11 protein-coding genes and 1 pseudogene are annotated in these 15,879 nt (G+C 60.9%); all 12 read left to right on the top strand.

The window, feature by feature from the left end:
• Nucleotides 1-32 precede the first annotated feature (32 nt).
• Complete coding sequence (locus ACLKMW_RS20605) at nucleotides 33-3,506, top strand: indolepyruvate ferredoxin oxidoreductase family protein (protein ID WP_415726398.1); 3,474 nt, start codon at nucleotides 33-35, stop codon at nucleotides 3,504-3,506.
• 128 nt (nucleotides 3,507-3,634) lie between these two features.
• A complete protein-coding gene (locus ACLKMW_RS20600) occupies nucleotides 3,635-5,944 on the top strand; it encodes a putative bifunctional diguanylate cyclase/phosphodiesterase (RefSeq protein WP_415726397.1) in 2,310 nt (769 codons plus the stop codon).
• 136 nt (nucleotides 5,945-6,080) lie between these two features.
• Entirely contained in the window at nucleotides 6,081-6,857 is a 777-nt protein-coding gene (locus tag ACLKMW_RS20595; RefSeq protein WP_415726396.1) for an N-acyl amino acid synthase FeeM domain-containing protein, read from the top strand.
• Between the two features lie 89 nt (nucleotides 6,858-6,946).
• Nucleotides 6,947-7,616: pseudogene (locus ACLKMW_RS20590) on the top strand (Crp/Fnr family transcriptional regulator).
• A gap of 199 nt (nucleotides 7,617-7,815) precedes the next feature.
• A complete protein-coding gene (locus tag ACLKMW_RS20585; RefSeq protein WP_415726395.1) occupies nucleotides 7,816-9,801 on the top strand; it encodes an AMP-binding protein in 1,986 nt (661 codons plus the stop codon).
• Entirely contained in the window at nucleotides 9,798-10,622 is an 825-nt protein-coding gene (locus tag ACLKMW_RS20580; protein WP_415726394.1) for an ABC transporter ATP-binding protein, read from the top strand. The genes ACLKMW_RS20585 and ACLKMW_RS20580 overlap by 4 nt, the downstream gene beginning before the upstream one ends.
• 12 nt (nucleotides 10,623-10,634) lie before the next feature.
• Nucleotides 10,635-10,784, top strand: coding sequence for a DUF3096 domain-containing protein (locus ACLKMW_RS20575; protein WP_415726393.1), 150 nt, complete (start codon nucleotides 10,635-10,637; stop codon nucleotides 10,782-10,784).
• Between the two features lie 133 nt (nucleotides 10,785-10,917).
• Nucleotides 10,918-11,877, top strand: a complete 960-nt coding sequence (locus ACLKMW_RS20570; RefSeq protein ID WP_415726392.1) for a branched-chain amino acid ABC transporter permease — start codon at nucleotides 10,918-10,920, stop codon at nucleotides 11,875-11,877.
• A gap of 4 nt (nucleotides 11,878-11,881) precedes the next feature.
• On the top strand, nucleotides 11,882-12,958 hold the full coding sequence (locus ACLKMW_RS20565) for a branched-chain amino acid ABC transporter permease (RefSeq protein WP_415726391.1): 1,077 nt from the start codon (nucleotides 11,882-11,884) through the stop codon (nucleotides 12,956-12,958).
• Nucleotides 12,959-13,010: 52 nt separating this feature from the next.
• Nucleotides 13,011-14,318: an ABC transporter substrate-binding protein gene (locus ACLKMW_RS20560; protein WP_415726390.1), complete on the top strand. Its 1,308-nt coding sequence runs from the start codon at nucleotides 13,011-13,013 to the stop codon at nucleotides 14,316-14,318.
• A 184-nt stretch (nucleotides 14,319-14,502) separates the two neighbouring features.
• Nucleotides 14,503-15,336: an ABC transporter ATP-binding protein gene (locus tag ACLKMW_RS20555; RefSeq protein WP_415726389.1), complete on the top strand. Its 834-nt coding sequence runs from the start codon at nucleotides 14,503-14,505 to the stop codon at nucleotides 15,334-15,336.
• Nucleotides 15,337-15,488: 152 nt separating this feature from the next.
• On the top strand, nucleotides 15,489-15,737 hold the full coding sequence (locus tag ACLKMW_RS20550; RefSeq protein WP_415726388.1) for an aa3-type cytochrome c oxidase subunit IV: 249 nt from the start codon (nucleotides 15,489-15,491) through the stop codon (nucleotides 15,735-15,737).
• Nucleotides 15,738-15,879: the final 142 nt, after the last annotated feature.

Here is a 15,879-nt window from a genome sequence, read left to right as displayed (position 1 = left end):
ATCGTTGATCGTTGCCGTGGAGGAACTGCCCGATGACGCTTCATGACGTCGCGCTCGACGACAAGTTCGATCTCTCCAAGGAACGCGTATTCCTTTCCGGTGCGCAGGCGATCGTTCGCATGCTTCTGATGCAGCGCGAGCGCGACCGGCGCGCCGGGCTCGATACGGCAGGGTTTGTCTCCGGCTACCGCGGTTCGCCGCTCGGCGGTCTCGATCTCCAGTTGTGGAGGGCCAAGCAGCAACTGCAACAGTCGAACATCGTGTTTCAGGCAGGGCTCAACGAGGAGCTGGCGGCGACGGCGTGCTGGGGCTCGCAACAGGCCGAGCTGCTCGGCGAAGGCCGGCACGATGGGGTGTTTTCTCTCTGGTACGGCAAGGGTCCGGGCGTCGACCGCTCCGGCGACGTCTTTCGCCACGCCAATCTTGCCGGCTCGTCGAAACATGGCGGCGTGCTTGCGCTGATGGGCGACGACCACATGGCCGAATCCTCCACCAACGCGCATGCGACGGAATTCCTGTTCGTCGACACCATGATGCCTATCCTCAACCCCGCCGGCGTCCAGGAACTGATCGACTACGGGCTCTATGGCTATGCCATGTCGCGCTTCTCCGGCACCTGGACGGCGATCAAATGCGTGAAGGACAACATCGAATCGACCGCATCGGTGGATGCATCCCTCGAACGGCTGGATATCGTCCTGCCCGAATTCGACAGGCCGCCAAGCGGGCTCAACATCCGCCACGAGATCGATATGCTCGGCCAGGAAGCGCGGCTGCACGAGTATAAGCGCGCCGCCGCCAGCGCCTTCGTGCGCGCCAATAATCTCAACCGCATCGTCTATTCGGGTGGCCGAAACGCCAGAATCGGCATCATCAGCGTCGGCAAGAGCTATCTCGACGTGCGTCAGGCGCTCGACGACATCGGCATCGACGAAAGGCGCGCCAACGAGATCGGCGTCAGACTGTTCAAGATAGCCTGTCCCTGGCCGCTCGATTTCGAACATGTCGCCGATTTCGTGCGCGGGCTCGAAATGGTCATCGTCGTGGAGGAAAAGCGCTCGCTCATAGAGGTGCAGTTGCGCGAAAATCTCTACGGCACCGCCATGCAGCCTTCGATCGTCGGCAAGAAAGACGAGCGCGGCGGCTGGCTGTTTCCGGCCAAAGGCTCGCTCGACCCCAACGACATCGCCATCGCGCTCGGCGAACGCATTCTGAAGGTCATCGGCCCTTCGGAGGAAATAGCCGGCCATGTCAGCCGGCTCAGACAATTCCAGGCGATGCTTGCCACGACTACCGACGTCGCTTCGCGAACGCCCTTCTTCTGTTCGGGCTGTCCGCACAATTCATCAACGCGAGTGCCGGACGGATCGATTGCAGCCGCCGGCATCGGCTGCCACTTCATGGCGCTATGGATGGATCGCTCGACTATCGGCTTCACCGCCATGGGCGGGGAGGGGGCGCAGTGGATCGGGCAGGCGCCGTTTTCGAAGCGGGAGCATATCTTCCAGAACCTCGGCGATGGCACCTACAATCATTCCGGCGTGCTGGCGATCCGCTTCGCCTTGGCCTCGGGAGCCAACATAACCTACAAGATCCTCTACAACGATGCGGTCGCCATGACCGGCGGCCAGCCGCATGAGGGAAACCTCACCGTGGACATGATCGCCAGGCAAGTGCACGCCGAGGGCGTACGGCGCATCGCGATCGTCACCGACGAGCCGGAAAAATATGGCGGCGTGGCGGAGTTTCCCGCGGGCGCGACCATCCATCACCGCGACGAGCTCGATCAGGTCCAGCGCGAGCTGCGTGAGGTCAAGGGCGTTTCGGTGCTGCTCTACGACCAGACCTGCGCCGCCGAAAAGCGACGGCGGCGCAAACGCGGCGCGTTTCCCGATCCCGACAAGCGCGTCTTCATCAACGAGCTGGTCTGCGAAGGTTGCGGCGACTGCGGCGTGCAGTCCAACTGCGTCTCCATCCAGCCGGTCGAGACGGAGTTCGGCCGCAAGCGCAAGATCGATCAATCGGGCTGCAACAAGGATTTTTCCTGCGTCAACGGCTTTTGCCCATCCTTCGTGACGGTGCATGGCGCCAGGATACGCAAGGCCGAAGGTATCGCCGGCAAGGCCGATCCGCTGGAGGGCGTGCCGGAGCCCCGGTCGGCGCCAATCGGGAAGGGTTGGTCTTCCATCATCAACGGCGTAGGCGGAACCGGTGTGGTCACCGTCGGCGCCATCCTTGGCATGGCGGCCCATCTTGAGGGCAAGGGCTGCGGCATGATCGACATGGCCGGGCTGGCGCAGAAGGGTGGCTCGGTCTTCACCCATGTGCGCATCGCCGCACGGCCTGAGGACATCCACGCCATTCGGGTTTCGGCCGGCAAGGCAGACCTCGTGCTCGGCTGCGATCTGGTGGTTTCCGGCGCGGGCAAGGTGCTTGCCGCAGTGCGGCAGAACCACACCGTCTTCGTCGTCAACACGGCCGAGATCATGCCCGGCGAGTTCGCCCGCTCGGCGGATTTTTCGCTGCCGGTCGAACGGCTGAAGAAGGCTGTTCGTGAAGCCGCCGGCGACGATCACGCGCATTTCTTCGACGCCACGCGCACCACCACGGCTCTGTTCGGCAGTTCGCTCGGCGCCAACATGTTCATGCTGGGCTTCGGTTACCAACATGGCGGATTGCCGCTTACGGCCGAGGCGATCGAGAGAGCCATCGAGTTGAACGGCCAGGCGGTGGCCATGAACATCGCCGCATTCCGTTGGGGCCGCCGTGCCGCGCATGAGCCCGAATTCGTGCGCGCACTTGTCGAGCGGCCGGAGCGGCCGTCGGACGTCAAGATCGCGCGCACGCTGGACGATATAATCGCCCGGCGGGCGGAGTTTCTGACAGCCTATCAGAACGCCGCTTATGCGCGCCGCTACAGCGAACGTATCGCCGACATCAGACAGGCAGAAGGCGACGCGGTGGCGGGCTCGACCGTGGTCACGGAGGCTGCGGCGAGAAATTTGTTCAGGCTGATGGCGGTCAAGGACGAATATGAGGTCGCTCGGCTCTATTCGGACGGTTCGTTCCTGAGCCGGTTGAGGGAGCAGTTCGAGGATTACGACAGGCTGGAATTTCATCTGGCGCCGCCGATCCTCGGCCGACGCGGGGCGGATGGAAAACCGCGAAAGTCGAGTTTCGGTCCGTGGATGCTCAGGGGTTTTCGTTTCCTGGCTGCCATGAAGCGGTTGCGCGGCACGGTTTTCGATCCCTTCGGTTACACCCAAGAGCGGCGCATGGAACGCGGCCTGCTTGCACAATATGAAAGCGATCTCGAGCTTATCCGTAATTCGTTGGATGCGGGGAGGATCGAGGCGGCCGCCGCGCTTGCATCGGTGCCGGAGCTTATCCGCGGCTTCGGTCACGTGAAGGATGCGAGCGTGGCGAGGGCCGCCGGCGAGCGTACCCGGCTGCTGGAGCGCCTGAACGGAACGGCAAACAGAACCATCCTTCAGGCGGCCGAATGAGGGTTCCCGTCATGCGGCTTGACGGCCAAGCCATGCCTCACCCTTTGTCTCATACGGGCCGCGCGCTGCCCATAAGCCTTTTTTAAGGTGGCTATGCCATTTTCTGCTGCGCTGGACGGGCCTCAACAGTGAACAGACGAAGAAACGAGATTCCGGTCGACGTCTATATTCCGTTCGTGGAAACCCTTTTCCGTGACGGTCTGACGCTTTCGATAGGTCTGATAGCCCAGACGCTGCTGATCGTGCTCGTCTATTGGAAGACCGGGGACCCCGCCTACATCTTGCTGGCCACCGGCATGGTTCTGGTTGGCGCGGCCCGCCTGCACAACATCCGCAAATATAGACGCGCCGCCCCGCCGGTCGACCGCGAGGAAGCCCGCCGCCGCGAGAACGACTATATTCTCTACGGCTCGTTGCACGGCTTCATGCTGGGCACTTTCTGCTTTTTCGGCATTTATTTCGCCCATGACAATTTCGCCGAGATCGCGGCGGTTTGCGTGACGCTCGCATCGGCGACATCGATCGCCGGACGAAATTATGGCTCGCCGCGCATGGTGATGATCTTCATCCTGAGCATGACCTGGCCGATCTCGCTCGGCTTCATCCTGCGCGGCGATATCTACCACGTTATCCTTGGCCTGCTTTCCGCTCCCTTTCTGTTCGCCATCAAGCGCTTCGCAGACATGGTCCGGGAAGTTCTGTTTGCCGCACTGTCGGAGCAGAAGAAGGCCAACAACCTTGCCCAGCGCTTCAACCGTGCCTTGAACACCATGTCGCACGGGCTGGTGATGCTCGGGCCGGACGGGCGGGTTCTTGTGGCCAATGCGGAGGCCGCGCACCTGATGTCGTTGAAGTCGCCGGACGCGCTGCTTGGGCGCACGATCCACTCGCTTCTCAAGCGCAGCGTTGCAGGCGGCATGCTTGCCGCCAAGGAATCGCGTTACGTCGAGGGGCAGTTGACGCGCGCGCTGCGCGAGGGACGCAACCGCAAAGTGCTGGTCTCCTTCTCAAATGGCCAGCACTATGAATTCTCGGCTCGGGAAGGCAGCCAGGATCTTGGAGTGATCACGTTCGAAGATGTGACGCAGCGCGTCGAGGCGGAAGAGAAAATCCGTTTCATGGCGCGCTACGACAATCTGACCGGATTGCCCAACCGCGCCTATTTCCACGAGACGGTCTGTGAATTCATGGCAGTAGGTGACCCTGAAAGGCTGTGTGGCCTGGCGGTGCTCGACCTCGACGATTTCAAGAGCGTCAACGACACGCTCGGCCATCCTGTCGGAGACGGGCTGATCTATGCCGTGGCGGAGAAGCTCACGGATATCGTCAGCGAGAACGTCAAGATCAGCCGCTTCGGTGGCGATGAATTCATGATCTACTTCGATAACGTCGAGGACGAAAGCCATCTCGCCGGCATGCTCGACCGGATTTTTGCCTGCCTGCAGGGCGACGTCGATGTCGCCGGCCACGCGCTGCGCATCCAGGCGAGCGGCGGCGCGGTGCTGTCGCGGGTCAAGGAAACCGATGTCGACGCCATGATCGTCAAGGCCGATCTGGCCTTGTACAAGGCCAAGGAGCTGGGCAAGAACGGCTGGCGGCTGTTTGAATCGGCCATGGATGCGGCATTCCGCACGAAACAGCTCCTGAAGGTCGATCTTCGCAGCGCCGTGGAATCGAAAGGCCTGCGCGTGGTCTTCCAGCCGATCGTGGCGATGGAGACGATGCGGATTGCGAGCTGCGAGGCGCTTTGCCGTTGGGATCACCCCGATCTCGGCCCGATCTCACCTGGGGTCTTCATTCCGCTGGCCGAGGAGATGGGCATCATCTCGGAAATCAGCACCTTCGTGCTGCAGGCGGCCTGCGAGCAGTGTGCCGGATGGCCCGAGCAGATCACCGTCTCGGTCAATCTTTCGGCCAAGGATTTCCGGCATTACGACGTCGTGTCGAAGGTGCGAGACGCGCTCACCCTTTCCGGCCTTGCCGCACACCGGCTGGAGATCGAGGTGACGGAGACGGCCCTTCTCGACGACAAATCGCTGACGCGCCAGTATATCGAGGAAATAAAGCAACTCGGCGTACGCATTGCGCTCGACGATTTCGGCACCGGCTATTCGAGCCTCAGCTATCTCCACAAGCTTCCGCTCGACAAGATCAAGATCGACCGCAGCTTCCTGATCGACATGGCGCAGAATTCGCGTTCGCTCGAACTGCTGAAAGGCATCGTCAATCTGTCGCGCCCGCTGGGCCTTTCGATCACCGTCGAAGGCGTCGAGACATTCGAGCAGCTCAAGATCCTGGCGCTTCAGGTGAAGCCCGATCTCGTTCAGGGTTTCCTGTTCGGCTCGGCGCTTACCGCATCGGGCATCGAGACGATGTCGAGCACGGTCTGGCCCTTCGCCAAGGACATCAAGGCGGCCGAGCGCGCCCTGTCGACCTGAACGGCACGGTTTCGGCCCGAGCCGCCACGCTTTTGTTCGTTAACCTTAATGCTTGGTAAATAACTTTATCGGTAGTTTCAACTTTACTTATTATCGACCGAGGCTAGTTTCACTGGTGGTGAGGACGGGGACAATCATGACATCCGAGCGGGCGAGCGCCAGCGAAAGGCGCGGCACGGAAGAAGAGGACGCGCCGGAAGTATCGCGTTTTGCGCAAAACGTGTCGGCGTTGTTGGAGCGAACCGAATATCGGCGCTGCGACAAGGGGGAAGACCTCGAAGACATCTACCGCTTGCGATACAAGTCCTATCGGATGACCGACATGGTGTCGGAAAGCGCCAATCAGATCATTCACGACGATCTCGACGAAGCCCCGAATTGCTACAAATTCGGCATCTATATCGACGGTCACCTGGTCAGCACGCTGCGCATACACCATGTCTGCAGTGCCACTCCGCACTCTCCCTCCAACACCGTCTATGGCGACGTGCTGCGGCCGATGCTGGCATCGGGAGCGACCTTCATCGATCCGAGCCGATTTGCCGCCGACCTCGAATGGTCGCGGGTGTTCCCGCAAATCCCTTATCTGACCTTGCGTCTGGCGGGCATGGCCTGCTTCTATTTCCAGGCGCCCTACTGCCTGTCGACAATCCGCGAGGAGCATGCCGGCTTCTACAAGCGCATATACTGTTCCAAGCAGATCGGCGAAATGCGCGCCTATCCCGGCTTGAACTACCAGGTCGTTCTCTACAGGGCAGATGTCAGCGCCATTCGCGAGCGCTCCTTCTCACGTTATCCCTTCTTCAAATCGACAGCGCTGGAGCAGCGTATGCTGTTTTCGAAGCCCAAGGACGGCGAGTTGCCTCCGCTCACGGTTCTGCCGACGGCGAAATATCTGAGCAACGCCGCTTGAGCCGGCAGGCGAGGGTACCGACCTTGCCTTGTCACGGCCGGACCGCTTGTCCATAAATTCCGGACGGCTGCCAGCGTCACAGGGGATCGATGAACAACAGGAACGATCTTGTCCAGGAAACGGTCTGGGCCCGGGAACTCACTGCCGAGGAGATCGAGCAGGCGCAGCGCGGGGTTTCTGAAAGGCATTTCACCAAGGGCAGTTATCTTTGCCATCGCGGCGACCGGCTCGATTATTGGACAGGCATCGTCACCGGCCTGATCAAGATGAGCGCGATCGCTCGCAGCGGCAAACCGATAACCTTTGATCGGCGCCGGCGGTTGGTTCGGCGAAGGTTCGGTGCTGAAGGACGAGGCGCGCAAATACGATCTGGTGGCGCTACGCGACACGCATCTTCTGATGATGAACAGGTCGACCTTCTTCTGGCTCTACGAGAACAGCGTCGGGTTCAACCGCTTCCTGGTGCGTCAGCTCAATGAGCGCCTGGCTCAATTCATCGCCTCCACCGAATATGAACACCTGCTCGATCCGAAGGCGCGGGTGGCCCGCAATCTGGCATGGCTGTGCAATCCGGTGCTCAATCCGCATGTCAACTCGGTGATCGAGATCACGCAGGAGGAGCTTGCGCTGCTGGCCAGGCTTTCGCGTCCGGCGGTCAATCGCTGCCTTCAGGAACTGGAGCAGGAACGGCTGATCAGCAGCGAGCATGGCCGCATCATCGTCGCGGACGTTGAAAAGCTCGGCGAATATGGTGACTGAGAAGCTGCGGGTCTAGGACCAGACGCAGCGCCCATTCAAAAGACAATCTGCCGGCCTGTCTGTCAAGGGACGCATTGATCGTTCGTGCGATTCGATAATAGCCTGACTTCATGCCAGCGGCCGATTGGGGATTTGCCGCCGCATCGGTTGGTGCAATGATGGGTGCGAACGCGGGAATGCGGATGGGAGGAGCATGATCATGCTTGCGACGGCCCCTGCCGCCGACATGACACTCGATACTTTTCCGAAATACCTGCTTTTCAACGCGCAGCGCTTCGGTGACCGGCCGGCCATGCGCCACAAGGACTATGGCATCTGGCAAAGCTGGACCTGGAGCCAGCAACTCGACGAGATTCGCGCTTTCGCGCTCGGTCTTCAAGCGCTCGGCCTGAAACATGGCGACCGTATCGCGGTGATCGGCGCCAACCGTCCGCGCCTCTACTGGAGTTTCGCCGCCGCCCAATCGCTGGGTGCGGTGCCGGTGCCGGTCTATGCCGACGCGGTGGCGGAAGAGATGGCATATGTGCTTGACCATTCGGGCGTGCGCTTTGCCGTGGTGCAGGATCAGGAACAGGTCGACAAGATCCAGTCCTTCGCCGACAAGATCCCGCTGCTTACCGATATCATCTACGACGAGCCGCGCGGACTTGGCGACTACAGTCCCAAGGGGCTTCACGACTTTGCTGCCGTACAGGCGAAGGCCGAAGCGCTGATGAAAGCCGATCCGGGCCTCGCTGGCCGCTGGGAGGCGGCCATCCGTGAAGCCAGCAGCGACGACATCTCGGTCATGCTTTACACGTCGGGCACCACCGGCCGCTCCAAGGGCGTGATGATCAAGGCGGCCAACGCGGTCCAGGCGGCACGCGACACCGTGGAGTTCGACAAGCTGACCGAGAAGGACAGCGTGCTTGCCTATCTGCCGCTGGCCTGGGTTGGCGACCACTATCTCAACTATGCCCAGGCCTATGTATCCGGTTTCTGCATGTGCTGCCCGGAAAGCTCCGAAACGGTCGCGCAGGATTTGCGAGAGATCGGTCCGACCTTCTATTTTGCGCCGCCGCGCATCTTCGAGAGCCTGTTGACCAGCGTCACCATTCGCATGGAAGATGCCGGCTGGCTGAAGCGAAAGCTGTTCTCGCACTATGTCGGGGTGGCGCGCCGTTATGGCGAAGCGATCCTCGAGGGGCGGCCGGTGCCGCTGGCGGCAAGACTTTCCTATGCGCTTGGCCGCTTCTTCATCTATGGCCCGCTGCGCAACACGCTCGGCATGTCGAATATCCGCGTGGCCTATACGGCGGGTGAGGCGATCGGCGAGGACCTGTTCTCGTTCTTCCGCTCGCTCGGCATCAATCTCAAGCAGCTTTACGGGCAGACCGAAGCGTTTCTCTATGTCACGGCGCAAAAAGACGGCCATGTGCGCGCCGATGCGGTCGGGCCGGCACTGCCCAATGTCGATATCCGTATCACCGATGCCGGTGAAGTGCAGTTCCGTTCACCGGGCATGTTCTCGGGCTATTTCAGGCAGGAGGAGACCACTGCCGAGACGCTGACCGAGGACGGCTATGTCAAGACCGGGGATGCCGGCTTCTTCGACAAGGACGGCCAACTCAAGATCATCGACCGCGCCAAGGATGTCGGCAGACTCGTCAACGGCGCGCTGTTTGCGCCGAAATACATCGAGAACACGCTGAAATTCTTTCCCAACATCAAGGAAGCCGTCGCCTTCGGCAATGGACGCGATTTTGTCGCGGTGTTCGTGAACATCGATCTGCAGGCGGTCGGCAACTGGGCCGAGCGCAACAATATCGCCTATGCTTCCTATCAGGAACTGGCGGGTCATCCCGAGGTCTACAAGATCATCGCCGGGCATGTCGACGAGACCAATCTCCGCCTGTCGAAGGAGCCGATGATGGCAGGCGCGCAGATCCGGCGCTTCCTTGTGCTCCACAAGGAACTTGACGCCGACGACGGCGAACTGACTCGCACGCTGAAAGTGCGCCGCGCCTTCGTTGCCGAGCGCTATGCGCCGCTGGTTACCGCGCTCTACGATGGCTCTACCGAGCAATATATCGAGACCGAAATGACCTATGAGGACGGGCGCAAGGGAACGGTCCGCGCCACGGTGCGCATCATGGATGCCAAAATCCATGCCCTCGCGCAGCCGGTCAGGGAGGCGGCCGAATGAACCCGCATCCCGAGCCGCTGGTCGTTGCGGCGCCAGATGACGGGATCGCGCCCGGCGATCTCCTGATGGATGTACGCAACGTTTCGCTCTCCTTCGGTGGGGTCAAGGCGATCACCGACATCTCCTTCGACGTCAGGAAGGGTGAGATACGCGCCATCATCGGGCCGAACGGCGCCGGCAAGACCTCGATGCTCAACGTCATCAACGGCTTCTACACACCGCAAAAGGGCACCATCGTATTTCGCGGCGACGAGCGGCGTGCGATGAAGCCTCACCACGCCGTCCGGCAGGGCATTGCCAGAACCTTCCAGAATGTCGCCCTGTTCAAGGGCATGTCGACGCTCGACAACATCATGGCCGGACGTTCGGTGATGATGAAGCGCAACATGTTCTGGCAGATGCTGTGGCACGGGCCGGCGCTGCGCGAGGAGATCGAGCACCGCGAGAAGGTCGAGGAGATCATCGACTTCCTCGAAATCGAGCATATCCGGCGCACGCCGGTCGGCCGCTTGCCCTACGGCTTGCAAAAACGCGTCGAGCTTGGCCGGGCGCTGGCCATGGAGCCGTCGCTGCTGCTGCTGGACGAGCCGATGGCCGGCATGAACCTGGAAGAGAAGGAGGACATGAGCCGCTTCATCGTCGACGTGAACCGCCAGCGTGGCACCACCATCGCGCTGATCGAGCACGATATGGGCGTCGTCATGGACCTTTCCGATCGGGTCGTCGTTCTGGACTACGGCAAGAAGATTGCCGACGGCACGCCCGATGTCGTCAAGTCCAACCAGAACGTCATCGATGCCTATCTCGGCGTCGCGCATTGAAAGGAACTCGACATGACCATTTCGGCCCTCACGCTTACGCCGCTCATCGCATTGATCGCGGGCGTGCTGATCCTGGTGATGCCGCGGCTGCTCAACTACATCGTCGCCCTTTATCTCATCCTCGTCGGCTTGGTCGGCCTGTTCCCGCAACTCGCAGGATAGGGTGGAAATCGATGTTCGCGCCCTTGGTCATTCCCCTCTGGCTTATCGACGTAATCTCCCCCCTTGAGGGGGTGATGGCCGGCAGGCCAGAGGGGGGTGATGGGCAGATATTGGCTATCGGGGGAAACTGTTGATGGAATTTCTGAACTCCATTCTGGTCAAGCCGTTCGCCGATATGGCGGGCGCCCCGGATTTCCTGCTTCAGGTGCTGTGGGAAGGGCTCGTCGCGGGCGTGCTCTATGCGCTGATCGCCCTCGGCTTCGTGCTGATCTACAAATCCTCGCGCATCTTCAACTTCGCGCAGGGCATCATGGTGGTATTTGCGGCGTTGACGTTGATCGCCATCTACGAAGCCGGCGTGCCGGCGCTACTGGCTGTGCCACTGACTCTTGTGGTCATGTTCCTGCTTGCCGTGACAATCGAGCGGGCGGTGCTGCGGCCGCTGGTCAACCAGCCCGACCTGATCCTGTTCATGGCCACCATCGGCATCACGCTGTTCCTGATCGGCTTCGGCGAGATCATCTTCGGCGGCGAAAACAAGATGATGATCACCGAGCAACTGTATATCCCAACCGGGAGCTTCGAGTTCGAGCCGTTCGGCGGCTTTGTTTCCATCGAGCAGAAGGACCTCACGGCGGTGATCGGCGCCGGGCTTCTGGTCGCCGGCCTGCTGCTCTTTCTCAACAAGTCGCGGATGGGTCGCGCCATCCGCGCGCTCGGCGATGACCATCAAGCCGCCCTTTCGGTCGGCATTTCGCTTTCGACCATCTGGGTGCTGGTGTGGTTCATCGCCGGCGTCATTGCGCTGGCCACCGGCATTGCCTGGGGCGCGCGCGCCGGCGTCTCGTTCGCACTCGAAGTCATCGCCTACAAGGCGCTCCCGGTTCTGATGCTCGGCGGGCTGGAATCGGTGACCGGGGCGATCGTCGGCGGGCTGGCAATCGGCATCCTGGAAAAGCTGTTCGAAATCTATTGGGGCCAGCCGCTGCTCGGCGGCAACACCGAAACCTGGTTCGCCTTCGTGCTTGCCCTGCTGGTGCTCCTGTTCCGGCCGCAGGGTCTGTTCGGCGAAAAGATCATCGAGCGGGTGTGACCTGATGCTCTACCGCACGGTTGGCCAGTTCAAGACGTCCTATCGCGCCGATCACGCGCTGTTTCCGGTCAAGCAGGATGCCTGGCTCCTGGGTTTCATCCTGGTTCTTGCCTTCGTGGTTCTGCCGGCCACGGCCAACGAGTTCATCTTCAAGGCGCTGCTGATCCCGGTGCTGATCTATGCTTTGGCGGCGCTCGGCCTCAACATTCTGACCGGCTATGCCGGCCAGTTGTCGCTCGGCACCGGCGCCTTCATGGGGGTCGGCGCCTATGCCTGCTACAAGCTGATCACGATCTTCCCGGAAATGAACATCCTGATCGCGATCGGGCTGTCGGGGTTTTTTGCCGCCGCCGTGGGCGTCGTCTTCGGGCTGCCGTCGCTGCGTATCAAGGGGTTTTATCTCGCCATCGCCACGCTTGCCGCGCAGTTCTTTCTGGTCTGGCTGTTCGAAAAATGGGCATGGCTATACAATTACAATTCGTCCGGGGCGATCCAGGTGCCGACCATCACCATGTTCGGGGTGCCCGTGGTCGGCCCCAATGCGACGGCCATCGTGCAGTATTACTTCGTGTTGCTGGTGGTCTGTCTGATCACCTGGTTTTCGATCAACATCACACGCGGGCGCATTGGGCGTATCTGGAAATCGGTGCGCGACATGGATATCGCCGCCGAGCTCGTCGGCATCAACCTGATGAAGGCCAAGCTTTCGGCCTTTGCCGTCTCCTCCTACATCGTCGGGGTTTCGGGTGCGCTGTTCGTGTTCCTGTGGCGGGGCGCGGCCGAGCCGGTGCTGTTCGACATTCCGTTGTCGTTTCGCGTGCTTTTCATCGTCATCATCGGCGGCATGGGTTCGATCCTCGGCAACTATCTCGGCGCGATCCTGATCGTGGCGCTGCCGGTCTTGCTCAGCATCGTGCCGCGCGCGCTCGGCCTGCCGCTCGAGCCGGCGCTGGTCGAGCATCTCAACACGATGATCGTGGGAGCCGTCATCATCGGCTTTCTCATTCTCGAGCCGCACGGGCTGGCGAGGCTGTGGGCGATTGCGCGCGAGAAGCTCATCATATGGCCGTTCCCGCATTGAAGCGGGCAGCCAGTCGTTAAGTCGTCACTACGACCTAGGTGGAGGAAAAGGAATGAAGAAAGCTCTGATGAAGTCGGCCTTGCTTTCGGCGGCGCTGGCGCTCGGCGGCGTGCCCGGCGCCATGGCCGAGGATGCGGTCACGGTGACCAACATGTCTTACAGGACCGGCCCGTTCGCGGCGACCGGCACGCCGATCATGAACGGGCAGCGCGACTATATGATCATGCTCAATGAGCGCGATGGCGGCGTGAATGGCGTCAAGATCAACTACAACGAGTGCGAAACCGGTTACAACACCGAGAAAGGCGCCGAATGCTACGAAAAGACCAAGGCGTCCAGCATCGTGACGCAGCCCTGGTCGACCGGCATCACGCTTCAGGTTCTCCCTAAATCGAACGTCGACAAGGTGCCGATCCTGGCGCCCGGCTATGGCTTCTCGCCGATGGCCGACGGCAGGGTGTTCCAGTGGGCGTTCAACCCGCCGGCTTCCTATTGGGACGGCGCCTCGATGATCCTGAAGAACATCTCGGAAGGCAATCTCGACAGTCTCAAGGGCAAGAAGATCGTGCTGCTGCATCTCGATGCGCCCTATGGCAAGGAGCCGATCCCGCTGCTCCAGGCCTATGCCGACAAATACGGCTTCACGCTGCTGCCGATCCCGGTCGGGGTGAAGGAAATGCAGAACCAGTCGGCCCAGTGGCTGCAGATCCGCCGCGAACGGCCAGACTTCGTGCTGATGTGGGGATGGGGGGCGATGAATGCCGGTGCGCTGACGGAGGCTGCCAAGACGAAGTTCCCGATGGACAAGTTCGTCGGCATTTGGTGGTCGGGCAGCGACGCAGACCTCAAGGCACTGGGTGAAGCCGGCAAGGGCTATCGCTCGCTTTCCTGGAGCTTCCCGGAATCCGGCTCGCAGACCATGCAGGACATCAAGAAATATGTCCTCGACGCCGGCAAGTCGATGCTCGACCCGTCCGAGTTCGACTATGTCTTCTATCAACGCGGCGTGGTGATCTCGATGATCGTGGTCGAAGGCATAAGGGCCGCGCAGGAGCATTTCGACACCAAGGTTATCAATGCCGAGCAGCTTCGCTGGGGGCTTGAGAACCTGAAGCTCGACGAGGCCCGGCTTGCCGAAATCGGCATGAGCGGCATGGTCGGTCCATTCTCGACGTCATGCGCCAACCATGCGGGCCACGCCGGGGCCTGGATGCTGCAATGGGACGGCGCCAAGTTCACCAAGGTCTCCGAACTGCTCAGCGCCGATCAGGAGATGATCCAGCCGCTGGTCGAGGTCGAGGCGAAGAAATATGCCGATGCCAATGCGCCCTGGCCGATCAACGAAGAGTGCAAGATGTAGCGCTTCTTCCTTCTCCCTGTTTACGGGGAGAAGGTAGCTCGAAGAGCCGGATGAGGGGCAACGCCAAGGTTGCAATGTCAGCGCCGCCCCTCATCTGTCTGCCGGCATCTTCCCCCCCCGTCAACGGGGAGAAGGATCGCTGCCGCGTCGTCGGCACAACTCAGCAAGGGCTTAGAACACTGCCATGACCGCCACAGCATCCGAGCTCGAAACCGCATCTCCGATCCTTTCGGTCAACAATATCGAGGTGATCTACGATCACGTCATCCTGGTCCTGAAAGGCGTTTCGCTGTCGGTGCCGAAGGGCGGCATCACCGCGCTTCTGGGCGCCAACGGCGCGGGCAAGACGACGACGCTGAAGGCGATCTCCAACCTGCTGCGCGCCGAGCGCGGCGAGGTGACGAAGGGCAGCATCGTCTTCGGGGGAGAACAGGTGCAGGCGCTGTCGCCCAACCAGTTGGTGCGGCGCGGCTGCATCCAGGTCATGGAAGGGCGACATTGCTTCGGCCATCTGTCGATCGAAGACAATCTGATGTCTGGTGCCTTCACCCGGCGCGATGGTGCCGCCGCCATCCGCGCCGATCTCGAACTGGTCTATGAATATTTTCCGCGCCTCAAGGTAAGACGCACAAGCCTTGCAGGCTATACGTCAGGCGGCGAGCAGCAGATGACGGCGATCGGTCGCGCGCTGATGTCGCGGCCCAGGATGATCCTGCTGGATGAGCCTTCGATGGGACTTGCGCCGCAACTGGTCGAGGAAATCTTCGAGATCGTGAAGAAGCTCAATGTCGATCAGGGCGTGTCCTTCCTGCTTGCCGAGCAGAACACCAATGTGGCGCTTCGCTACGCCAAATACGGCTATATCCTGGAATCAGGACGCATCGTGCTCGATGGTGAGGCCCAGGCGCTGCGCGAAAACGAGGACGTCAAGGAGTTCTATCTCGGCGTCGGCGGCGAGGGCCGAAAGTCGTTCAAGAACGTCAAGCATTACAAGCGGCGCAAGCGCTGGCTCGCTTGAACGCGCTTCGTTGTTTCATGGAATGAAGCTGATTTTCATTATGTGAAACGAATTTAGATTTCAGGACCTTGCTGACGTTGCGGCGTCCTGTCCATTGCCCTCCGCGTTGCTTTTCGCTATGTGCGCTGAGAAAGTTTTCGGAGGGAATCTCGATGGCTGATCATATGCCGAGCGGTCCAGTGGAAATGGGCGCCGACATGGACTATTCCGAGCACGAGCGCACTTATGCTCTGTTTATCACGTTGTCCAAATATGGCACGCTCGTTTGCGTGGCGCTTCTGATCGCCATGGCGTTCGGTTTCTTCACCAGTGCCGGCTTCATCTCAGCGACGGTCCTGTTTTTGGTGATCTGCGGCGTTGTCGGCTATCTGATCCGCGGATTGCCGACGCACATTACCTGATAAAATTCCTTAGCTGTCGCGGGGTTCTCCGCGTCCAGTCAAGTCTCAGCCAATGGGGGGGCATGCGGTGCGGCAAACGATTTTCATTCCGCGTGAGATCGAAACGAACGAGCCGCGTGTCGCGGCGTCCGCCGACACCGTA

The organism is Borborobacter xinjiangensis (assembly GCF_047739745.1).
Classification (GTDB): domain Bacteria; phylum Pseudomonadota; class Alphaproteobacteria; order Rhizobiales; family Rhizobiaceae; genus Pseudaminobacter.
The sequence above is the reverse complement of the archived record's forward strand: the minus strand, read 5'-3'. Positions and strand labels throughout refer to the sequence as shown.